General features: G+C 50.2%; 21 protein-coding genes and 1 riboswitch. Of the genes, 1 reads left to right on the forward strand and 20 read right to left on the reverse strand.

Annotated elements, in window-relative coordinates; translation table 11 throughout:
- Positions 1–115: 115 nt before the first annotated feature.
- The 7 genes from MKX36_RS23285 to MKX36_RS23315 form a co-directional block, all read right to left on the reverse strand.
- Positions 116–1,564, reverse strand: a complete 1,449-nt coding sequence (locus MKX36_RS23285; RefSeq protein ID WP_019688861.1) for a SulP family inorganic anion transporter — start codon at positions 1,562–1,564, stop codon at positions 116–118.
- A 289-nt stretch (positions 1,565–1,853) separates the two neighbouring features.
- Complete coding sequence (locus MKX36_RS23290) at positions 1,854–2,258, reverse strand: PIN domain-containing protein (protein WP_019688862.1); 405 nt, start codon at positions 2,256–2,258, stop codon at positions 1,854–1,856.
- Complete coding sequence (locus MKX36_RS23295; RefSeq protein ID WP_016822811.1) at positions 2,259–2,498, reverse strand: hypothetical protein; 240 nt, start codon at positions 2,496–2,498, stop codon at positions 2,259–2,261.
- A 64-nt stretch (positions 2,499–2,562) separates the two neighbouring features.
- A complete protein-coding gene (locus tag MKX36_RS23300; protein WP_090888836.1) occupies positions 2,563–3,135 on the reverse strand; it encodes a hypothetical protein in 573 nt (190 codons plus the stop codon).
- Between the two features lie 23 nt (positions 3,136–3,158).
- Positions 3,159–4,829 (reverse strand): ABC1 kinase family protein, encoded by a 1,671-nt coding sequence (locus tag MKX36_RS23305; RefSeq protein WP_250249057.1) that lies wholly within the window; start codon positions 4,827–4,829, stop codon positions 3,159–3,161.
- A 1-nt stretch (position 4,830) separates the two neighbouring features.
- Complete coding sequence (locus MKX36_RS23310; protein WP_016822808.1) at positions 4,831–5,190, reverse strand: phasin family protein; 360 nt, start codon at positions 5,188–5,190, stop codon at positions 4,831–4,833.
- A 103-nt stretch (positions 5,191–5,293) separates the two neighbouring features.
- Positions 5,294–5,932, reverse strand: a complete 639-nt coding sequence (locus MKX36_RS23315) for a ThuA domain-containing protein (RefSeq protein WP_016822807.1) — start codon at positions 5,930–5,932, stop codon at positions 5,294–5,296.
- A 430-nt stretch (positions 5,933–6,362) separates the two neighbouring features.
- Here MKX36_RS23315 and MKX36_RS23320 point away from each other — a divergent pair, with 430 nt between their 5' ends.
- A complete protein-coding gene (locus MKX36_RS23320; RefSeq protein ID WP_016822806.1) occupies positions 6,363–6,812 on the forward strand; it encodes an AbrB/MazE/SpoVT family DNA-binding domain-containing protein in 450 nt (149 codons plus the stop codon).
- Between the two features lie 107 nt (positions 6,813–6,919).
- On the opposite strand, the gene MKX36_RS23325 is transcribed toward MKX36_RS23320, so the two are convergent.
- The 13 genes from MKX36_RS23325 to MKX36_RS23385 form a co-directional block, all read right to left on the reverse strand.
- Positions 6,920–8,374 (reverse strand): cobyrinate a,c-diamide synthase, encoded by a 1,455-nt coding sequence (locus MKX36_RS23325; protein ID WP_340865820.1) that lies wholly within the window; start codon positions 8,372–8,374, stop codon positions 6,920–6,922.
- Positions 8,367–9,455, reverse strand: coding sequence for a cobalt-precorrin 5A hydrolase (locus MKX36_RS23330; RefSeq protein ID WP_016822804.1), 1,089 nt, complete (start codon positions 9,453–9,455; stop codon positions 8,367–8,369). The genes MKX36_RS23325 and MKX36_RS23330 overlap by 8 nt, the downstream gene beginning before the upstream one ends.
- On the reverse strand, positions 9,448–10,242 hold the full coding sequence (cobM, locus tag MKX36_RS23335) for a precorrin-4 C(11)-methyltransferase (RefSeq protein ID WP_340865821.1): 795 nt from the start codon (positions 10,240–10,242) through the stop codon (positions 9,448–9,450). The genes MKX36_RS23330 and cobM overlap by 8 nt, the downstream gene beginning before the upstream one ends.
- Positions 10,239–10,955 (reverse strand): precorrin-2 C(20)-methyltransferase, encoded by a 717-nt coding sequence (gene cobI, locus MKX36_RS23340; RefSeq protein ID WP_019688869.1) that lies wholly within the window; start codon positions 10,953–10,955, stop codon positions 10,239–10,241. Before cobI ends, cobM begins: the two co-directional genes overlap by 4 nt.
- Positions 10,956–10,984: 29 nt before the next feature.
- On the reverse strand, positions 10,985–12,241 hold the full coding sequence (cbiE, locus tag MKX36_RS23345; RefSeq protein WP_153794153.1) for a precorrin-6y C5,15-methyltransferase (decarboxylating) subunit CbiE: 1,257 nt from the start codon (positions 12,239–12,241) through the stop codon (positions 10,985–10,987).
- Positions 12,234–13,379 (reverse strand): cobalt-precorrin-5B (C(1))-methyltransferase, encoded by a 1,146-nt coding sequence (locus MKX36_RS23350; protein WP_340865823.1) that lies wholly within the window; start codon positions 13,377–13,379, stop codon positions 12,234–12,236. The genes cbiE and MKX36_RS23350 overlap by 8 nt, the downstream gene beginning before the upstream one ends.
- A 74-nt stretch (positions 13,380–13,453) precedes the next feature.
- Entirely contained in the window at positions 13,454–14,098 is a 645-nt protein-coding gene (locus tag MKX36_RS23355) for a precorrin-8X methylmutase (RefSeq protein WP_340865824.1), read from the reverse strand.
- 165 nt (positions 14,099–14,263) lie between these two features.
- Positions 14,264–15,043 carry a precorrin-6A reductase gene (gene cobK / locus MKX36_RS23360; protein ID WP_016822798.1) on the reverse strand — a complete coding sequence of 260 codons (780 nt, stop codon included), beginning with the start codon at positions 15,041–15,043 and terminating at the stop codon, positions 14,264–14,266.
- A complete protein-coding gene (locus MKX36_RS23365) occupies positions 15,040–16,101 on the reverse strand; it encodes a sirohydrochlorin chelatase (protein ID WP_340865827.1) in 1,062 nt (353 codons plus the stop codon). Before MKX36_RS23365 ends, cobK begins: the two co-directional genes overlap by 4 nt.
- A 92-nt stretch (positions 16,102–16,193) precedes the next feature.
- Entirely contained in the window at positions 16,194–17,990 is a 1,797-nt protein-coding gene (gene cobJ, locus MKX36_RS23370; protein WP_340865828.1) for a precorrin-3B C(17)-methyltransferase, read from the reverse strand.
- Positions 17,991–18,299: 309 nt separating this feature from the next.
- A riboswitch (cobalamin riboswitch) is annotated at positions 18,300–18,485 on the reverse strand.
- 57 nt (positions 18,486–18,542) lie between these two features.
- Positions 18,543–19,097 carry an LOG family protein gene (locus MKX36_RS23375; RefSeq protein WP_044786214.1) on the reverse strand — a complete coding sequence of 185 codons (555 nt, stop codon included), beginning with the start codon at positions 19,095–19,097 and terminating at the stop codon, positions 18,543–18,545.
- Between the two features lie 200 nt (positions 19,098–19,297).
- On the reverse strand, positions 19,298–20,155 hold the full coding sequence (locus MKX36_RS23380; protein ID WP_340865830.1) for a uroporphyrinogen-III synthase: 858 nt from the start codon (positions 20,153–20,155) through the stop codon (positions 19,298–19,300).
- Between the two features lie 101 nt (positions 20,156–20,256).
- A complete protein-coding gene (locus MKX36_RS23385) occupies positions 20,257–21,411 on the reverse strand; it encodes a GerAB/ArcD/ProY family transporter (protein ID WP_340865831.1) in 1,155 nt (384 codons plus the stop codon).
- Positions 21,412–21,437 lie beyond the last annotated feature (26 nt).

Below are 21,437 nucleotides of genomic sequence, written 5' to 3' on the forward strand. Positions count from 1 at the left end.
GTCATATTTATCTATGATTTAGAAAGAAAACCGTTATCTTATTTCAGAAATAAATGAAAAAAAGCCCAAAATGGAAAAATTCCATTTCAGGCTTTGCTTTATGCTATACGATTCATCACACGATCGGCTCTGTAACTACAGGACCACCGAGCTTTTCCACAATTAAACGACTTTCCTCATTTAACCCTTGTAAGGTAATAGATTTACCTGCGTTTCTGTATTTTTGCAGCACCTTGCCAATGGCAGTAACCGCCGAGTGATCCCACACATGTGAATGGCTAAAGTCCACTACAACGCGCTCAGGATCATCCGAAGGTTCAAAATGATCGACAAAATGAGTCGTTGAGGCGAAAAACATCGGCCCTCTGACATGGTACACCTTTGCTTCCTGATCCTCAGTCGCACTGATACGGATTTTAGCCATTTTCCAGCCAAAATGCAGGGCACTCAACAGTACGCCTACGATCACGCCCTTGGACAAATCGTGCGTAGCCACCACGATGATGACCGTGACCACCATAATAAACGTATCTGCTTTGGGAACCTTGGCGATGTTTCGGAGCGACTTCCAATCCACGGTTCCGATACACACCATGAACATGACTCCCACCAATGCGCCCATAGGTACTTCCTTTACAACACCGCCAAGCACGAGCAGCAGAAAGGCCAAGAACACCCCAGCCGTGAAAGTGGACAGACGTCCTCTTCCGCCTGAGCTTACATTAATGACGGATTGTCCGATCATGGCACAGCCACCCATACCCCCAAAAAAGCCATTTACAAAGTTGGCAATCCCTTGCCCACGGGCTTCCCGGTTTTTATTGCTTTTCGTTTCGGTCATTTCATCCAAAATACTGGCTGTCAGCAGTGATTCCAGCAGTCCAACCAGCGCCATCGTAAAGGAATATGGCAGCAATATCCGCAACGTGTGCCACGACCACTCAATTTGCGGCAAATGGAATGAAGGCAGCGAGCTGGTCAGCGTACCGATATCCCCTACCGTTTTGACATTCAATCCAAAAACATACGTAATAATCGTCATGATGATGATTGCTGTCAACGGGGCGGGAATGCTTTTCACAAATCTCGGTAAAATATACACAATGAGCAATGTCCCCGCTACCATCGCGTACATGATCCAATTGGCTCCATGAAAGTGGGTTAGCTGTGCCATAAAGACGAGGATCGCCAGCGCATTCACAAACCCGGTCATGACCGGCTGTGAAATAAAGCTAATAAAGCGACCAATTCTCAAAACACCCAGCAGTACCTGAATGATCCCAGCCAAAATAGTAGCTGCAAACAAATACTCCACGCCATAATCTTTGACCAAACCAACAACCACTACAGCTACAGCCCCGGTTGCTGCCGAGATCATCGCCGGACGTCCACCTGCAAAAGAAATGACAATCGCCATCGAGATGGAGGCATACAGTCCGACCATAGGGTTGACACCTGCAATGATGGAGAAGGCAATCGCCTCTGGTATCAATGCCAGCGCCACGGTCATGCCCGCAAGTATATCAGCCCGGATATTACCGAACCATTGTTGTCTAAGATTCATACTGTTTCGTTCCAGCCTCCTATATTCACAGAGAACAGCATTTTGACCCGCAACCCGATCTTGCTTTGGGCATCCGTCCAGCGGTCAAACGCTAAGGCTCTCCTATCATTCAGCTCGTCTCTCTCAAACGAACCCCTTCCGTTACATCCAGTCCATCATTATAACGCAAGGGATTCGCAGAGACGAATGAGTTAAAAGGCTGTTTACAGAATGAAAACGTCTATTTACTTGAAATAGCGCCCGTTTTCTTTATCTAATTCGTTTTCTTATATTTAAAATTTTCGTAATTCTAAGATTCCAACCTACTAAAGTTTATCACCTTAACTTCATACTCTGATTCTGCGAACTGTAGATCCTGATCCGCCGTAACCAATACCAATTGGTTTATAATAGCTGTCGCAAGAATCAGAGCATCTGGGGTCTTAAGCCTTCTTGCAAACTTATCCTTTTGCTCTCTTCTGATACGACCCGCTTTAATTGCGATCTCTGAATTAACTTCAATAAATTCCCCGCCAAGAAAAGGTATCGAGCCTAAGTCTGTTTCAGTGGACAATCCAGCTATAAACTCGGACTGAGTTATAACAGAAAAGAAAATATTCTCTTTATCTTTCTCTGCTTGTTGTATTACTTTATCCAAGGATGTATCAAGTCTATGAAGGGCAATAGCTGCATTCGTATCAAATAAATACCCCATCTAATCCCAATCCTCCCTGGATTGCTTAACACTCTCCTCGATCTCAAGCAACTGCTCCTTGCTCAGGCTGCCTCGGGAATTCAGAACAGCTTGCAACCCTTTGGGTAACGGAGACTCTAAATCAATGACCTCCGTTTCCCCTTGTTTGTTCTCAATAGTAACTTTTGATGGTTCAAACCCAATATCACGAAGGAGACTTAGGAGACGTATTCGATGTATATCCGTTAATTTTTTTGCCACTAAAATCACTCCTTAGCAAAAGATTAGTTTCCGATCATAGCTTGTTTGATTCGTTTTCTTATATTTAAAATTTTCGTAATTGCTGCACAAGCTCTGATAGGGATTCAGCAATCTCTGAGTCCGCATAGCGCTGGAGCAAACTCTCAAAATCAGGCAGCGCTTGCTTTAGTAACCGACAGCTATAGACATAATAGCTCCAAAAAGCTACCGGATCATAGCCACGTGCTTCTTCCTCTTCCCACTCCACTTCATCATCTTCTGGAGCGCTGTCTACCGGCCATAAATATTTTTCTTCTAGCAGCATAGTCAAGGATTCTACAGACTTCTGTGAGTCCGCTTGTAGATTTTCCATGTCCAATGCTTGAACAACCGTATGGTACAAATCCAACTCACTCAGCGTGATATCCTCCGGGCTTCTCGCATGCATATTCCGCAATAAGAATAGTAGCGCCCATGGGGTAACCTGCCACAATGTACCTTGATGCTCTATCAGATCAGCGATGGCTGCATACTCCCTATTGGATATCAATTGCGGCAATTCCGTGCCCCTACCATAAGGAGTAGTCAGGCGGTGCCACGGTACATCTGTAATTTGAAGAGTATTCATTGAGACAGTGTTCATCTTATGAGTGTCCATGACGCCTCCTTTGTTGTCGATATCTAGAATCTTCCTGATTTAAAAATAGAATATAGTAAAAAGGCAACCATCAAGAGCGCTACAACAAAACCAATTTCAATCGCAGGTACGTTCCACAGCATGGTCGCCTGATGATTTAGTGATGAACCGATAATCAGCCCGACCATAATAATGCTGAATGCTAACAGCACAATACTGAATGACAGGCGATTGCTGATCTGATCCAGCTTGCGCAAAAGCTGTTCCAGCTCTGGTACGGTAACTTCCAGTTTTAGCTTGCCCTTGCTGATAATTGAGGTCAAATGCCTCGTCTGTCTCGGCAGTTCCATCAGCGTCTCCACCAGCTCGGTCGCACCACCCAACAGCTTGCCCCGAATACGGCGACCGCTGAAGCGTTCCTTCAGCAGCTTGTTGCCAAAAGGCTCGGCCAAAGCAATAATGCTGAGATCAGGGTCCAAATGCTCTACGACCCCTTCCAGTGTCAGCAGCGTCTTGCCAAGCAGCAGGACATCCGATGGCAAACCAATCCGATGGCGCTGTGCTGCGCCAAACAGGTCGTTCAAGGCATCGCCAATGCTGACCTGTGAGAAAGGAACGTCCGCGTAATCTTCGCGTATTTTGTCCAGATCGGCTCGCAGTGCATTCAGGTCAGTATCCGGTTCGACCAGCCCTAGTCGTTCGATGGCGCGAACCATAGCATCGGTATTTTTGCGCATCAGGGCGATCATGAGAGAAGCGAGATGATTCTTCATTTCTTCGCTTAGCCTTCCCGCCATGCCAAAGTCCAGATAAGCGAGGCTTCCATTATTCAGGACGAGCAAATTCCCCGGATGGGGATCGGCATGAAAAAAGCCCTCTATAAAAATTTGATGCAGCATGCTGTTGACCAGCCGCTGCGCCAGTTCTTTCAAGTTATAACCACGGCGCAATAACTCTTCACGACTCCCTAAGTGAGTTCCGTCCAGAAACTCCATGGTCAATATACGTGAGGAAGTATGGTCCCAGTATATTTTCGGAATATAGATATGTGGGTCCTGCTCAAACTGGAGCGCAATCTTTTCCGTGTTACGAGCTTCATGGTTGTAATCCAGCTCCTGAATGAGCGATCTCCCCAGCTCTTCTACCATCTGGCGAAGCTGATAACGCTCCACCCATTCCCAGCGCTTGGCTGCCATTGCGGTCAGTTCCCGTAAAATGTCCAAATCCCGCCGGATGATGCGATTAACGCCTGGACGCTGGATTTTAATCGCGACCATTTCGCCGCTGTGCAGCTTGCCCAGATGCACTTGCCCGATCGAAGCAGCCGCCAGCGGATCATCGTCAAAACGAACCAGTATGTCCTCTAATGACGTATCCAGCTCCTGTTCCAGAATGCCACGCGCCGTGTCAGGCGAAAAAGGCGGTACCTGATCCTGGAGCTTAACCAGTTCGCGAATAATAGGCTCTGGCAGCAGGTCAGCACGTGTACTTGCCAACTGTCCAAGCTTGATGAATGCAGGCCCCAGGTCCTCCAGCACAAGCCGAATCCGTTCACCTAAGGTTTTGGACTCGGGGGTTTCTCTCGTTAGCCACTTGCGGGGCAGGGATAGCAGCTGGAACAGTCCCATTTCTTCCACCATATAGCCAAAGCCATGACGCGCCAGCGCCATGGCAATTTCCCGGTAACGACCGGCGTGCTTCATGCGAACGGCCATTTTAATCCAACCGGTTCGCTTCTTCAGCGTCACTCGAACCCGTAAGCGCCGCCTTTTCTTTTTCCAGCTCCGCTACCTTTTTTTCCAACAATGCCACACGCTGCTCCAAACTTGTGACATCATTTTCGGTAGGTACTTCCAGCTCCTGCAAAATGCGGCTAACCTGCTCGCGGATCATGGTTTTGAATTGTCCCTGCTCCTCTGCCCCCCGTTCGATCAGACGATCGACCAGCGCTTTGGATTCCGAGGGCGCAAGTTCTCCACGGTTTACAAGATCCTCGACGGCTTTCTCCACCTTTTCTTTGCTGACAACGGTGAGGCCCCACCCCAATGAGATGGCTTTTTTGAACAAATCGCTCATAATATATCCTCCCCTACCTGTGATTACCTATAGTATAACCTGAAAAGGGGAGCCGCATAAAGTTCGCAGCTCCCCCCACAATGGTTGGAATGAATGATTATACTTAACCTGGAAAGCGTCCGGCCCACTTAGCAGCCTGAAGCAGTAGCTTACGGTATCCCTCGTGCTGGAAACTTGGCTGATTATGTCCAGGCATCAGGTAGACGACTCTGCCCAAGCCATAGGACAATGACCATGCAGCTGGCCACCACTGACCTTCATACTCGTATTCCATCAACAGTGTTTTTTCAGTGAATGGATCAAAATCAAAACGATACGGCTCCTCTTGAATCTCGAACGGCTCGATTCCTTCCATAATCGGATGATCCGGCTCTGTTACCTTGAAGGAAAGCTGCTCCGCTGACGGATGCCGCAGGAAACGTGCTCCCATGAGCTGTGCAATTTCATAACGTCCTTGCAATGTGATTCCGTTATGCAGCACAAGCAGTCCACCTCCGCCGCTGACGTAGGACAGCAGTCCCGCTGTTTGTTGAGGAGACAGAACCTCCTTACGGCTATCACAATACGAGATGCATAGATCAAATGAAGCTAGATTTTCCTTGAGCAGCATTTTACGATTCTCACTGCATTGAACCGTCATCCAATCTTGTAAAATATGACTAATCTCTTCGTCCACCCCTTGTAGCGGGTGAAACTCCGGATATGAATAATCTCCTAGCAGCAATGCTTTTCTTTTTTCCATCATAAATCCTCCTTGCCTGACTTGTATATAAGGACTTTAAAGGCGGGTCCCGTACCAACGGTCTCTTGTTTGTGGGGTCAAAACGCTCTGAAAAAATCCTTTGGCCCTCATCTATTTCCCATAACACCGCCATCGTTGTCCAAGCTACGGCATATATAAATAATTCTACAGACGGCCTATTAAATCCTTTAGCAGAAGATTATAGCATATATGTTCGCTCGGAATAAACTAATTATAAATTTATAAACATGAACGCTGGCGATTCCGCCCGTTTATGGTATACTCGTAAGAAAAAAAGTGCGTCCATGCATGAATAGCAATGAAGGGCCGCTTTTCGTAAGAAATCTATGCTTGCGGTTATAGAATTGATAAGAATTGCCTCAAAGCTTATACATTCTATAAATCTTAAAACACTGGGGAGGTTGCATGAATGAAAAGGACTGGAATGACCCGGCCCTTGGACAGCTTGGGACGAATTGTGCTTCCTAAAGAGTTGCGCATGACGATGGAGATTGACATCGGCGATCCATTAGAGTTTTTTATTGAAGACCAAACACTCATGCTCCGTAAGTACAAATCAACCAATTGTATATTTTGCGGTTCGGTTGATACCAACACCTATTTTAAAGATCAGTTTATCTGCGATGCATGTGCCACCTCGATGAAAACGGAAGATTTACTTCCGGTCACAGCGACTGAAACCCAGTCACCTCCACTGAAGCAAAACATGCATATGAAAAAGATTTATCAGCGCACGGATGTTATTTTGGAGAAAATGAGAGAGCTTATGGAAGAACATCCAGCATCTTCACAAAAACAACTCGCTTCCATGCTCGGCGTGAGTCAGGGAAGGATTTCCCAACTGAAAAAGCTCATGTAGGCGAATCGCCCAAAAAAACAATGTATACGCTTCCATGTTATGTAAGATTTAATTCTCTTTATATTTAGAACAGCCGGACCCTTATAGGGACCCGGCTTTTTTGTGTTTTAGTCGTAAGCTCGGCATTTTTCAACCCAGCGTGCTGCTGCCTTGGGTAGAGAAGCGAGATGAATGTGTGTGTAGGCTGCCAAGAGGTTCCCTTTGGCATAACCTTCACTCTGGAGTCCGCGCATCCCCTTGGTTTGATAGGCAAAGGGATAGGGGGCGGCAGATTCATCATAGCTCATGACCGAATAATGAAATTCATGTCCCCGAATCGTCTCTCCAGCCTCCAGCAGCAAGCAATCTTGCAATGCGGTTGCTTCCCGGTATCCCAATGCAGCCCGCTTCTCCTGCATGCGAACGTCCGAAGGGATCACCCCGGCCATGTGGTGGGCGTGACCCGCCCGATCCGTAAGTGTCCGGGCCAGTATCATATAACCACCGCACTCGGCGAATACAGGCATATCCCGGCTCACTGCGTTGCGGATATCTTGCAGAAAGCCCGTATTGGCAGCGATATCTGCCGCAAACTCCTCAGGAAAACCGCCGCCCAGATATAGGCCGTTGGCGTGCTCAGGGACGCGCTCTCCCGCCAGCGGACTAAAATAGACAATCTCTGCTCCCGCTTGGCGCAGCAAATCCATATTTTCGGGGTAGTAGAAATTGAACGCCGCATCTCTGGCGACAGCAATGATGGGATGTTCCCCAGTCTTGACTTCATGTCCTGCTGTGGGAGGCTGATCTGGAGGAAATAATGGGTGCTCGGGCAGACTGAGCGGCGGAGCCGAATCCGCCAATGCCCGGAGTGCATCCAGATCCGTACCCGCGCGAATCAGCTCTGCCGCCCGTTGGAAGAGCGGCTCCAGCTCGCCGCGTTCTACAGCAGGCACCAGGCCCAGATGACGCTCGGGAATATCCAATCCGTCATCGCGCTTTAACCAGCCGAGCACAGGGATGCCGCATTCCTGCTCGATTGCCCTTTTGACAATGCCGTAATGCCCTTGGCTACCGCAGCGATTCACGATTACGCCCGCAATGCGCAGCTTGGGCTCCAAGCGCTGAAAGCCGAGCACAATAGCGGCCGCACTGCGTGCCATGCTGCGTACATCGACGACCAGCAATACCGGGCTATCCGTCAGCATGGCGATTTCGGCGGTCGAGCCAATATTGCTGAGCGGGTCCTTGCCGTCATATAGCCCCATGACGCCTTCAATCACGGAGATATCTGCGCCTTCAGATGCGCGGATAAAGGTTTCACGCACCGTATCCGGCGAGGTCATCCAGGAATCGAGATTACGGGAAGGCGTTCCGGTCGCGGCCGTATGATAGGTCGGATCAATATAATCCGGACCGCACTTAAATCCCTGCACTCGCAGGCCGCTGTCGGCGAACGCCTTCATCAGCCCGAGAGTCACAGTCGTTTTGCCCGCGCCGCTGCCCGTACCGGCGACAACGATACGACTTCTGCGTGCCGTGGCAGACGAGTCTAGCTGTATAGCCTGCTTCATATCGTCAGTCATAGGAAACCCGCGCTACAGACAACGTCATATTTCCGCTTTTTTTCTTCTCCAGCAGCCAATGGTCCGCACCGGAAGACAACAGGGCTGATGGTTCGCTGACCCCATAGGCGCCAGTGTATTTGAAGACAGTTTCCGATGGATTGGGAAGCTGCACCATGTTCAGCTCTGACGGAGTGTACGTCACCAGCTCCCAGCCGTATTTGGCGCAGAGGGCGAGCAAGCCCTCTTCATCCTTTTTCAGATCAATCGTAGCAATATTCCGTACGCTTTTTACAGACAAACGCAGCTCTTGCAAGGTGTTCAGCACCCCAGCTTCCAGCTCCTCCAATGCAGTTCCCCGATTGCAGCCAATGCCAAGCACCAAGCTTTTAGGACGATACAGCACGCCATTAGAAAGAAATCTCTCCTCTTCCTCAGGCTCTAACAAACGGTCACTTACGACCAACGCGGCGTTGAACGATTCTTGTACCGCTTCCGCCATTGAGGCATATACCTTGATATGTGCAGGTACTGGCTTGTCATAACGCCACCAGTTCCGTTCGCCTGTCTCTTGTATGAGTACAACGGGCTCCTCGTTCACAACAGCGGCGCTCACAGGCGTGGCCTTGTCGAAGCTATCGACCACCCAACCCAATTCCCGACCCAACATATCCACTGGAATCGTGCCCTGCACGTCCGATGCAGTCGTGATTACCGCACGTGCCCCCAGTACAGCGGCTACATGACGGGTCAATTCATTTGCGCCGCCCAAATGCCCAGACAGTACGCTAATGACATGTTCTCCGCGATCATCAATGACGACCACGGCTGGGTCTACCTTTTTATCCACCAAAATCGGTGCAATCATACGAACCACCGCACCGAGGGAAATAAATAAAATAATACCGTTATATTGTTTGAATAAATCCGGCAAAATCAGTTTGACCGAACCTTCGAACAATTGAATGCCACGCTCCTGCTCGTCTCCACGCTCAAACTTGGACATGTAATACACATCCGTACCCGGAAAGCTGGCTCCCAAATTGCGGACCATCTCGACTCCATGCTTCGTGATCGCCACAGCGGCAAATGGATTACTCACCAGGCTTCACTCCCTTTCGGTAGCCGTGGGTGAACGACTTGTCATACAGCTTGGAACGATGTGCGTCCTTGTCCACTAACCCCGGGTCGAGCGCCCACCCTGCCAAAATCATGGCATGCATCGTAATGCCTGCTGCACGCAGATCGGCTGGCAATTGGGCAAGTGTCGTGCGGACAATCTTTTGATCCGGCCAAGTTGCGCGCTGCACAACGGCTACAGGCGTGTCTTCGCTCCAGCCAGCCGCCAAAAATTCAACGACTACCTTCTTCGCCAGCGTTGCACTGAGGAACAGCGCCACTGTACAGTGATGGGATGCCAGATCACGCAGCTTTTCACGATCCGGTACAGGTGTACGGCCTTCGGCACGCGTCAGAATGACCGTCTGCGTCAAGTCAGGCACGGTTAGCTCTGCACCCAGCACGGCCGCAGAAGCAAAGACCGAGCTGACGCCCGGTACGATTTCGTAGGCTACTCCGCGCTGCTTCAGCAGCACCATTTGCTCCAAAATCGCACCGTATACTGCCGGATCACCTGTATGTACACGGGCTACACTGTGCCCAGCCTGCACAGCCTCGCTCATAATCTCGACCTGCCGTTCCAGATCCATGCCTGAGCTTTGCAGTACCTGCGCTTCCGGCTTGGCCGTAGCAATCAGCTCGTCGTTCACTAGTGAATCCGTGTACAACACCACATCTGCCGTGCGTAGAATCCGGGAGCCTTTGACCGTAATCAACTCCGGGTCACCAGGGCCTGCTCCTACGATATATACCTTTGGCTCCAACGTCATTTGCTCACCACCATTAAACTCAAATATTCAAGCTCCTGTCCGCGCAGCTCACGGGCGTTGTGCCATACCATTTCATAAGGAGACGTGACTTTGGTAATGACAGAGGCACGATCGCCAAGATTGAGCTCGTCCAGCACATCCAAAATCAAATCCAGTACCTTGGCAACCTTGATAAACACGACCGTATCGTGATTCTCAATCGCCCGCTTCATCGCTGCCCGATCCTCCGTAGCCGGAATAATACCAACCTGCTGATCTCCGTCAGCCAAAGGCAATTCCAGCGCTGCCGCTGCTCCCAATACAGAAGAGATGCCTGGAATAGATACAATCGGCACCTCGGGATGGAGATCCTTCATCAGACGCGCCAAGTGAATAAAGGTACTGTACAGATTAGGGTCTCCTTCTGTGACAAAGGCTACATCCTTTCCTTGACTCAGAGCTTCCCAGCAAGCAACTACCGTTTTGTTCCACTCCCGCTCCAGTACAACCGGGTCTTTGGTCATTGGAAAAATGAGTCCCAACATCTCCTTTTCCTCCGGGTTAACGTATAATTCCACAATCTCGTGAGCATACGATTTGCCTCCCCGGCGCTTCTTCGGATATGCCACAACTTCACATTCCTGAATCATCCGGTACGCCTTGACCGTGATCAGCTCGGGATCACCCGGCCCCACGCCTACGCCGTAAAGTGTTCCTACTGCCGCCGTATTCATGCTGTCTCTCCCCCTCTTGATTTACCAGCTTACTCCCCTGCTGCTCCGTCAGCCACGTCTACCGGCGGCTGTCCTGTAATAACATATATCGGATTTAGACCATCAAAGCGTGTCATATTCAAAATCGGCTTGCTACGCGCTGTTTGCAGTAACGTCACCGAGGTTTCGAGTCCTGCGGCTTGCATCGCCTTCATACCGTCATGCAGCGTCTCAATGGTTGCAGCATTCACTACAATTCGCCCATCCTTACGCAGACGGGAAGCGCACAGACGAATCAGTTCTGCCAGTTCTCCTCCACTCCCGCCGATAAACACGGCATCCGGGTCTGGCAGCTCGTCCAATCCGGCAGGCGCTTTGGCATGGATCACTGGAAAATCAGTGCGGAATTTGACCTTGTTCGCTTCCACATTGGCCAGATCGCCTTCATTCTTCTCAATGGCAAACACTTGCCCGTACTTGGCCAGCCGCGCACATTCCACAGCTACAGAACCGGAGCCTGCGCCGATGTCCCATACGATGCTTCGCTCGGTCAATCGCAGCTCGGACAAGCTAAATACGCGCACTTCACGCTTCGTGATCAGCCCTTTTTCCGGCTTGCGCTGGTGAAATTCCGCATCCTCGAAGCCAAATCCCCGGCGAATTGCTGGCACGTCTTCTCCCTTACGGCGGCGCAAAACAACCACGTTCAGGGGTTGGAAGGTTCCCTGCGCCATCTCTTCCAGCGTATAATGCCGATACGTCTCATCTGGTCCTCCCAAATGCTCGCCGACAAAGGCATCATATTCCGTCATGCCAAAATGCAACAGATAAGCGGCAACCGCGGCGGGATGATTGCGGTCATCCGTCAGCAGCGCGATCTTGTTCTGTCCATCGATCCGCTGCGCCAGTCCGGTCATCGGACGACCATGTACACTTTCCAGCACCGCATCCTGCCAGCTTTCACCAAGACGCGCAAATGCCAGTTGAACCGAGCTGAGATGGGGTAAAATATCCAGGTGCTCAGCCCCCAGCTTGGCAGACAAATAGCCTGCAATTCCAAAAAAAAGCGGATCGCCTGACGCAAGCACGACAATATCCTTGTGCTCACGCAACCGTCCCAATTCTTCCACCACGGCGGATAAGCCGCTCTTTAATGTTCGTTTTTCTCCTGCGGCTGCCTCGAAAAAGGCTAGCTGGCGCTCACCACCAACCAGCAGGTCGGCACGCTCGATTTGTTCCAGCGTCTCCTGCGACAGACCTGCCGCTCCATTTTCACCGATACCAATGACACGAATTACTCTACTCACCGACTCTCGCCCTCCCCAGCACGTTCCCTTTCAGCGTTACCAGTACCATTTCCACGGTGATTCCACCACCTGCATGCTCCAGACAATGCTGACACCCATAGGTACATAACTTTTCAAAAAAGCTCAGCGCATTCGCTTCGGTCATCATATCCGCCACCTGCGTAGCTGTATTCGCCTCAGCTACTGCTGTTGCAAGCGACTCATCCACACCTGCCTCACGCGCAACCTGGGCCAAAAATCCAAAATCCACCGGAGCGCTCTTGGAATGAACCATCATGACGCCCTGAGCAACCTTCGACAGCTTGCCGGGCATACCGACGAGAATAATCTTTTTCATTCCCAATCGTTTGCCGTGCTTGACTGCAAAGCCGACAAAGTCGCCCATCTGAATAAAGGCTTCTTCCGTCAGCTGATCATACATTTGCATCGCATATTTTTCACTGCTGCCGCCTGTGGTCAGGACAATTTCCTCGCAGTTCATCGCTTGTGCAACCGATATAGCCTGCACCACGCTGGCTTTATAAGCAGACGTGGAGAACGGAACGACTACACCGCGTGTGCCCAGTATGGAAATACCGCCAAGAATGCCAAGTCGCCCGTTCAGCGTTTTCTTGGCGATTTCCTCGCCGTCCGGCACACTGATAACGACACGGACACCCTTGGCCGATCCGTGCTCCTCAAGCACGCCAGATACGGCCTCCGTAATCATCCGGCGCGGCACCGGATTGATCGCGGCTTGCCCGACAGGCACAGGCAGACCGGGCTTCGTTACCCGCCCGACGCCGATGCCGCCGTCCAGCTCAATGCCCGGCTCCTCGCGCCAGCTAACAGAGGCGCTAATTCTCGCCTGATGCGTGGCATCCGGGTCATCGCCACCGTCCTTGATCGTCGTGCAGGAAGCTTCGTCCGCATCCAACACAGGCTCGATCAGTTCAAATGCATGATCGAAGCCCGCGGGCAGCGATATCACCGCTTCCTTCGGCGCTATGCCCGTAATGAGCAGTTGTACCGCTCCTTTGGCTACTGCAGCCGCACAGGCCCCCGTCGTAAAGCCTGACCGCATCGGCTTGTCCGACGCGGGAGCTTCACCACTTTTCATCTGTTTGGGCCTGTCGGCGGACGCCGCTTCCTTTTCCATGCCAATTCCTCCTTAACCTCTTCTGCTGATCATGCTCTAATTCATTTCATGATACAGCAAACGGACAACCGCATCTAGCGGACAGCCATTAAGGAGATTGCATTCAATGCTGCTACGACAATCGTGCTGCCGCCCTTGCGTCCAATATTCGTAATGAACGGAATATCCATCTTGCGTAGCTCGTCCTTGGATTCTGCCGCCGATACAAAACCTACGGGCATACCAATCACTAGTCCAGGCTTAGCCGCTCCTTCTTTCACCAGACGAATCAGCTCCAGCAACGCTGTCGGCGCATTACCAATCGCATAGATTCCACCTTCGCCCGCCTGAATCGCTTTGCGCATCGAAATAATGGCACGTGTCGTGTTCAGCCTTTTGGCTTCTTCCATCACGTCCGGGTCAGATATGTACACATGAACATCCCCGCCAAATTGACGGATGCGATCCTTGCTCAACCCCGCCTGAATCATCTGCACATCTGCCACCACCGGCTGTCCTGCGCGAATAGCTGCAATTCCGGCTTCAATGGCTTTTGGATGAAATACCATGCTGCGGCCCAACTCAAAATCAGCAGATGCATGAATGACACGCTGTACGACAGGATATTGTTCAGCTGTAAATGGATGCTCTCCCAATTCTTCTGTGATCATTGCGAAGCTTTTACCCTCAATCTCCTGCGGCTGTACCGTTAGCGGTTTAAAGTCTGTTTTAAAGTCCATGGTATCGACCCACTCCCTTATGGAAAATTAGTTTAGGAAAAATAACTGCTCGTGTATTAAAACAACAGATATTTCTATTAAAACACGCATTTTAAGATGACTATATTTTAGATACATGCCAGCAGTCGTTATGGATTAACTGAACCCGTAGGGACTTGAACCAACTCAAATGGAAATCTTCCCTGTTGCTGTGCGCAATGTATCAATTACTCCGTCGAAATGATCAAATACCGTACCAAACTCTACTTCCGGTCTGGAAATCAAAATGACGTGAATACCCAGATCCAGAGCAGATTGAACCTTCTCATCCACTGCTCCCGTGCGTCCGCTTTCCTTGGTGACCATCACGGTTGTACCAAAGTGCTTGTACAATGCTTCGTTCATCTCACGGGAAAAGGGCCCCTGCATGGCAATAATATTTTTTTGCTCCATCCCCAGTTCGCCGCATTTCTCCATATTGTCGAGGCGCGGCAACATACGTGCAACCAGACGAATCTCCGGGTCTCCGAGTAGATGCTTGGTGAATGTGCCGAGCGTCTTACTGCCCGTCGTAAGCATGACAGAGCCTTTGAGTTGCTTAGCAATTAATGCGGCCTCTTCATAAGAAGACACAATATGGAGCAATGGATGATTGTCATACACCAGTCCCGTCCGCTCGTAGCGAATATAAGGAACTCCAGACTCGCGAGCAGCTGTCATCGCATTCGCATGTGCTTCTTCTGCAAAAGGATGACTGGCATCAACAACGGCCTGTATCCCCTTCTCCCGAATCATTGCACCCATTTCATTGGCTGTCATTCGGCCTGTACGTACGTCCAGCCCTGCTTCGGACAAGCTGGCCGCCGCGCTTTCGGTTACGACCGAAGTTAATACGTTAAAGCCGGTGTCACGGATTTGCAGCGCCAATTCCCTTGCATCGCTCGTTCCGCATAGCATAAAAATCATGAGCCATTCACCTGCCCGGTTACGTTCACTACAGACGGCGCATGTGAATGATCGTGATCATGGTCATTATGGCTGTGAGCATGGACATGCGTATGATCGTGAGCGTGGCTGTTTGTATGGTGCTCGTGATGGTGATCATGCTCATGTGCATGATGGTGGTGATGGTCATGCTCATGGTCGTGATGGTGATCGTGGTCATGGTCGTGATGATGATGGTGGTGCTCCTGCGCTTCCAGACGGAACTGGCAGTTATCGCAATTAGCCGTAACCTTGCCGAACAAGCCTTCGTTAGCTCGCTCCAGCACCAGCTCAACTAATTGAGGATGGAAGCCAAAATATCCGCCCATTTCCACTTGTAATGCAGGGTGAGCCTCGGCGAATTCCTGAGTCATTTCTCCAATGCGCTTAATCAGCACACCCGTGAATAGAAAATACGGAAGCACGATAATCTTTTTGGCCCCCAATCGTACACAACGCTCTAGGCCATCGGGAAAAGAAGGCTGCGTCACACCGATAAAGCTGCTTTCTACCCACGTATAAGAAAGCTTCTCCCACAGCATACGAGTGATTTTGAAAAAGTCACTGTTCGCATCTGGATCGCTGCTTCCGCGTCCTAATACAAGTACCGCTGTTTCTTCGTCAGATACCTCGGTAGATGCCTCGACAGCGCTATTCATCCCTGCTGGAACTGCAACAGGGCGTGCCTCTTTCAAGCGGTTTAGCAGTATGCTAACGATTTTTTCGTGAACGCCAATCGGACGTCCGTATACAAATTCCACCTGCGGGTATTTTGCCTTTGCCCGGTCGATTGCCTTCGGAATATCAATTTTGGCATGCACTGCTGCGAACAAAATAATCGGAATAAAAACGACACGTGTCGCCCCTTTGTCCACACACGCCTGTACTCCTTCGGCAATACTTGGGCGTGCCAACTCCAGAAAACAGGTTTCTACACACGTATCTGGCGCCCGATCTGCCACCGCTTGCGCAAATTCCAGTAGTTCCTGATTACCCTCTGGGTCACGACTTCCATGTCCAACCAACAATATTGCATCCACTGCTGTGTTTTCCTCCTCATTATAGGGATAGCCTACATGACGCCCTATTTTATATATATGCTTGTATCCAGTTCATCAAGCCTACCAACCCACTAATCACCACAAACCGCATTCACTTCTACTGTTGCTGGTGCATCTTCATGTCGGAAGCCCGCTACGATGCCTACACGTTTGAAAAATTTATGAAAACGCTCATTCGGATGGCCTTTTTCCTTGTATTCAGCGATAATGTTCTCCACGATATCCGTAATCTGATCACCCGGTATCCCTTCCGCTACGGGCTGAGCAGCATGAGCATTACGGCCAAATTTTTTGCCACCGAGGAAAAGATCGTATCCTCCCTTGCGATAGACGACTCCGATATCCTCCAGCACCGCTCCATAGCAGGCCATGCCACATCCGTTCAAAGCAATACTCGTTTCTTTGGGTGCCTGTAGTCCTCCAAGTACAACCTGTAGATGCTCAGCTACAGGCACAGCGTCATCCTTCTCCATATTGCAAAAATCGCATGCCTTCACTTTAAACACATCGCCGATCGGCATGACAATAAATCGTTCATCACGCAGCCGTCCGACCAGTTCCTCGGGGTCTAGGCATGGCACGCGCAGCACGATCTGATGATCTGGCGTATATTCCAGCTCGCCTTCATCACCCGCTACCTCGGCAAGCAGTGCCATCTGCCGAGCAGTGAACTTCTTGTTTCCCACACCAGGGGAAACACCCACCTCAAACAGCGCAGGCTTGCCAAAGCCGCCTGACGCCTTCCCAGTCGTAGCCACCGTTGCCGTTCCGACGGCGCTCTGGGCGGTAGGCGCTTGCCCGCTCCAGCGAGCATTGGCTTCGCCCGGCAGCTTGCCGCCGACAGCTAGGCGGCTTAGTGCCTCTGCTGCCAGCGATGCTGGAGCCGCTCCGGTTGGCTTCGCGGGCGCAGCCTGCACGGTAGCCATCGCTTGCGGGCGTGCCTGCGTGGCAACCGCAGCGCTGCTCGCGGAAGGCTCGGGAGGCGCAGTCAGAGCTCCGCCTCCCTGCGGTGTATCCAGCGCGCGATCCTCTTGCGCGCCCAGCGACCACGGCTCCGCTTCCGTGCGAAGCCGCTGATGCGGTTTGAGCACTTGCTCGGTCGCGTCCAGCGTGTATTTACGCTGATAGCCGCGCGGAGTCACGATTAACCCGTCATACACTGTCGTCGAGGAATTGCCGATGATTACGGTCGTCAGCATCCCGATATCATGGTTCAGCATATCTTCCAGCGTCGTTACAATAACCTGCTGACGTTCACGATAAGCACTCTTCACCAGTCCAACTGGAGTTTGCGGATCACGGTAACGGAGCAAAATGGACTGCGTCTCCACAATCTGGCGGGTACGTCGACCACTGCGCGGGTTGTATAAGGCAATCACAAAATCAGCCGAAGCCGCAGCTTCTACACGCTTCACGATCGTTTCCCACGGGGTCAGATGATCACTCAGACTGATTGTGCAAGCATCATGCATAACCGGCGCTCCCAACAACGAAGCACAGGATTGAATAGCCGAGATCCCCGGCACAACTTCTACCTCAACCCCGTCCTCGCGACGCCAGCCTTTTTGCATCAGCACTTCGTACACCAGCCCTGCCATGCCATAGACCCCAGCATCTCCACTGGAAATGACGGCTACCTTCTTACCCATCTCTGCTTGGCGAACCGCCTCCTGCGCACGGCTCACTTCTTCTGTCATCCCTGTGCGTACAATCTCCTGTCCGTTCAACAACGGACGAATCAAATCAACGTAGGTATTGTAGCCGATAATGACCTCACTTTCGGCCAGCGCATCCAACGCCCGTTTTGTGATATGTTCCATATCTCCTGGTCCAAATCCAATCACCAGCAATTTTCCTAATGGGCTCATCGTGCTCCTCCTATCATCCTTTTCAGGGCAGCTATACTATCTATTTCAATAATTTGTGGCATCCTTTAACTCAAAAAAACCCCATCCTGCCCGGATGGGGTTCCTATGTACGTATCTCTCTTACCAGACGAAACAGCGTAAGAAGACAGTTCTTGTCTTCCTCCTATCTGCCGTTGTTTTCCATCTGTTTTGTTTACGCTTCAAACGCTGCTGCACGTTCATATCCACGCAAACCTGTAACCAACATGGAAAAAGCAACGTGTGCCTGATTTCCTGATTTCGTACACCCATCCTCTCCGCGAAGGTTAACGGTGCATACAGATCAAGGTAGGTCTCCTGGCTTGGCATCAACGGATTCTCTCGTCTTCCCCGTTTTGTACGAGTGACCATTTAAAAGAACCCTCTTCCTTACAGTGGCGGGACCGCTCGGGACTTGCACCCGATTCCCTGTTACCCTTTGCTCAACCGCAAAGGCACCTTGTCTGTCCGCTATTTGATTATGGGTCTTATCATAACCTTGCCTCAATCAGTTGTGCAAGCACGAAAAAAGCTTTATTTCAAGTTATCTGCTTTATTTTTCAACATATGCAGCAGTTCATCCGGGTCCGCAGATATACTCAGTAGCGCTGGATGATCAGCTCCGGTAAACCCTTCCTGCACGCTATGACGTACCATTTCTACCAACGGGTCAAAATATCCATTCACATTCAGCAGCCCAATGGGCTTGCGATGTATACCGATTTGCGCCCAGCACAATACCTCGAACAGCTCCTCAAAGGTTCCCAAGCCTCCCGGAAGGGCTATAAACGCATCGGCCATCTCGCTCATCGCCGCTTTACGTTCATGCATGCTTGCTACCTCAATAAACTCGGTAACTCCCCGATGAATGATCTCTGCATCGAATAACAGGGTGGGCATAATGCCGGTGACCTGACCGTCACCCGCCAACAGTCCATCCGCCACCTTACCCATCAGCCCTCTGCTGGAGCCACCATAAATTAAACGGATATGCTGGCGAGCCATAGCTTCACCCAGCTTGCCTGCCGCCTCAACATATACCGATGAATGTCCAGGTCTGGACCCTGCAAATACACAAATAGAATTCATAAACGTCTCAGCTCCTGTCCTCAATATCATGCATCGAAACTTATTCATTATATTAGATAAATATTTTCGCTATAACAAAAAACTTTGTCGATGCATGTCCAACAAAAAAAGATAAAGACCTCGTAGGCCCTTATCTCTATTTTACTCTTTATTAGTAAATATAAGCTCATTTTTAGCTTACTGCTTTTATCAGTTCTAGCTCATTTCAAATGACTGTTCACGCTCTTCAGACCACAGCCATGCACCGAATCGCTATGTTCGAAATATTTGCCCAGCTCCACCATCATCGCACCCATGCGCTCTTCAGTTGGAAATACGACTCGTTCAATCCCTTCTTCCAAAATGGATTGTGCAGTCACCTTGCCTACCGATACAGCAATGACATCTTCACGAAAAGCTTCCAGTAAATCCTCCATTCGATTTTGCTCTCTCGCATATTGGGCCAAAAATCGAATTTGCGGACCACTCGTGAACGTAACGGCATCAATCGTACGGTTTATAACATCATCTAGTAGCGCCTGCAATTTTGCTTCTTCAGGTGGGATATGCTTATAAGGAAGTACTTGGCGGGTCACTACGCCTTGCTCATCCAGCCACTCTACCAACCGGGGGGCCGGGTCTCCATGCAGTTGCAACAGTACTTCCTTCCCCTTCAGATCATATGGGGCAAAAGCCCGTGTCAATCCGATCAAACTTCCGTCCTCGTCCCGTACTGCTGGCGTAAAGCCACGCTTTTTGAGTCCATTGACCGTCTTGTAGCCCCGTGCTGCAATGTTGGAGGATTGCAGCAACTCTATAATCTGCTCGGCCACGCCCATATCCTCTGCCATATCGAACAGAGCATCCAGTCCCATACCTGTCGTGAAGATGTACCAGTCCGGAGGGTTCTTCACCCACGATACAACAGCGTTGCGCAGCTCGATATCATCCAGAAAAACAGTCCCCTGGGCCGGGCGTTCTACTGGCTCGCCCCCCATCTTCATAACTAGCAACGCCATTTCTTCTGCTTTACGGGGACCGGCAAGAGCGACTCTCTTACCTGCCATGCGTTGTGCCATGCTGTTGCCTCCCTTGTAGATGTCGTATTTCTTTCTACCAAGTATACAATCAGAGAGGCAAAAGACAAATAAGAATTACTTTTTCGATAAATACAGTAATCTTATAAGTGGGCGTGTCCTGTTTCGCTTTCCTGCTGACCTTCTTTCTGATCACTTCTATCCCTCTCCCTGCCAGATGATGAATCATCATCACCTCTCCCTTTAAATTTGGGTCGGAGCAACATCCACAGCAAGAAGGGCATGAATACAAAAAAGATGACCATCACCGCAGTCCATTCCCGGCTGAAATCATAAATTTGTACGATGTTGGAGAACAGCATAAACGAACAGACATAACCTAACAAACCTAAGGGCCAAACCATCAGACTCCCCCAGACATGGGCAAACATGCGCTTTACCGCCAAACTGGTAACGTACAGATCAATTCCAATCTTCGTAAGAAAGGCTGGTACGGTCAGTGCTGCCACGAACAAGTCGAACCGATCCAGAAAGTCCGTTAGTTGCAACTGACGCACCAGTTCATACGATGGATAAAACAGTCGTGACAAGATAGGAACTCCAATCACCAACTCCGACAACAACACCAGCATGATTATAATAGCGGTTCCGAGTAAATGCCCCAACCACGCACTACGTCCATTATAGCTCTTCCCAGAAATCACAAAGGGAACCATCATGATATCGGCCATATAACCTAGCATCCGCCAACTGCCTTTAATAACTCCATCTACTTCCGGATGTAAATAGGGTCTCAGCATCGAAAAATCCATATTACCTCCAAAAAAAAGCGGCATAGTCAACAGTGTCACAATCAACAATGGCACAAAAATCTCGGTCATATTGACAAGGGTACTTATTCCACCTTTAACCATAAATGCCATAGTCAATAGCACAATAAGAGATACGACCACAATTGGAGTCAGCGGCAAAAGAACCACCTCCACCAAATCGGTAATAATCCTCAAATCCCGCGCAAAAATGATCAGAAATAAAATAAAGTAAATTGCAAGCAGCACACGCCCCGACACAGGGTGAGAGCTTACCATCGCCTGCATCAGATCCTGATCAGGGAAACGGCGTTTGAGTTTCAACATCGCACAGATCGGCAAGCAGAGCACAATGGCTGCAATTATACAGGTCCAGTAGGCATGCTGATTCGCGTGATCTGCTGCCTGCGCCGGAGCATGTATAAGGGTAATACCGACCTCCATCAATACACTAAGCAGCACAATTTGTCTGGTTGTGAACTGTTTCATGCAGGTACATCCTCCTTTTGCCCGCA

Source organism: Paenibacillus sp. FSL W8-0439 (assembly GCF_038008995.1).
Lineage (GTDB): Bacteria > Bacillota > Bacilli > Paenibacillales > Paenibacillaceae > Paenibacillus > Paenibacillus polymyxa.

Bases quoted from the DNA above. Each gene is read 5' to 3' on its own strand.
- MKX36_RS23285 (WP_019688861.1), bottom strand. From the start codon at position 1,564: ATGAATCTTAGACAACAATGGTTCGGTAATATCCGGGCTGATATACTT.
- MKX36_RS23290 (WP_019688862.1), bottom strand. From the start codon at position 2,258: ATGGGGTATTTATTTGATACGAATGCAGCTATTGCCCTTCATAGACTT.
- MKX36_RS23300 (WP_090888836.1), bottom strand. From the start codon at position 3,135: ATGGACACTCATAAGATGAACACTGTCTCAATGAATACTCTTCAAATT.
- MKX36_RS23305 (WP_250249057.1), bottom strand. From the start codon at position 4,829: ATGGCCGTTCGCATGAAGCACGCCGGTCGTTACCGGGAAATTGCCATG.
- MKX36_RS23310 (WP_016822808.1), bottom strand. From the start codon at position 5,190: ATGAGCGATTTGTTCAAAAAAGCCATCTCATTGGGGTGGGGCCTCACC.
- MKX36_RS23315 (WP_016822807.1), bottom strand. From the start codon at position 5,932: ATGGAAAAAAGAAAAGCATTGCTGCTAGGAGATTATTCATATCCGGAG.
- MKX36_RS23320 (WP_016822806.1), top strand. From the start codon at position 6,363: ATGAAAAGGACTGGAATGACCCGGCCCTTGGACAGCTTGGGACGAATT.
- MKX36_RS23325 (WP_340865820.1), bottom strand. From the start codon at position 8,374: ATGACTGACGATATGAAGCAGGCTATACAGCTAGACTCGTCTGCCACG.
- cobM (WP_340865821.1), bottom strand. From the start codon at position 10,242: ATGACGTTGGAGCCAAAGGTATATATCGTAGGAGCAGGCCCTGGTGAC.
- cobI (WP_019688869.1), bottom strand. From the start codon at position 10,955: ATGAATACGGCGGCAGTAGGAACACTTTACGGCGTAGGCGTGGGGCCG.
- MKX36_RS23350 (WP_340865823.1), bottom strand. From the start codon at position 13,379: ATGGAAAAGGAAGCGGCGTCCGCCGACAGGCCCAAACAGATGAAAAGT.
- MKX36_RS23355 (WP_340865824.1), bottom strand. From the start codon at position 14,098: ATGGACTTTAAAACAGACTTTAAACCGCTAACGGTACAGCCGCAGGAG.
- cobK (WP_016822798.1), bottom strand. From the start codon at position 15,043: ATGATTTTTATGCTATGCGGAACGAGCGATGCAAGGGAATTGGCGCTG.
- cobJ (WP_340865828.1), bottom strand. From the start codon at position 17,990: ATGAGCCCATTAGGAAAATTGCTGGTGATTGGATTTGGACCAGGAGAT.
- MKX36_RS23375 (WP_044786214.1), bottom strand. From the start codon at position 19,097: ATGAATTCTATTTGTGTATTTGCAGGGTCCAGACCTGGACATTCATCG.
- MKX36_RS23380 (WP_340865830.1), bottom strand. From the start codon at position 20,155: ATGGCACAACGCATGGCAGGTAAGAGAGTCGCTCTTGCCGGTCCCCGT.
- MKX36_RS23385 (WP_340865831.1), bottom strand. From the start codon at position 21,411: ATGAAACAGTTCACAACCAGACAAATTGTGCTGCTTAGTGTATTGATG.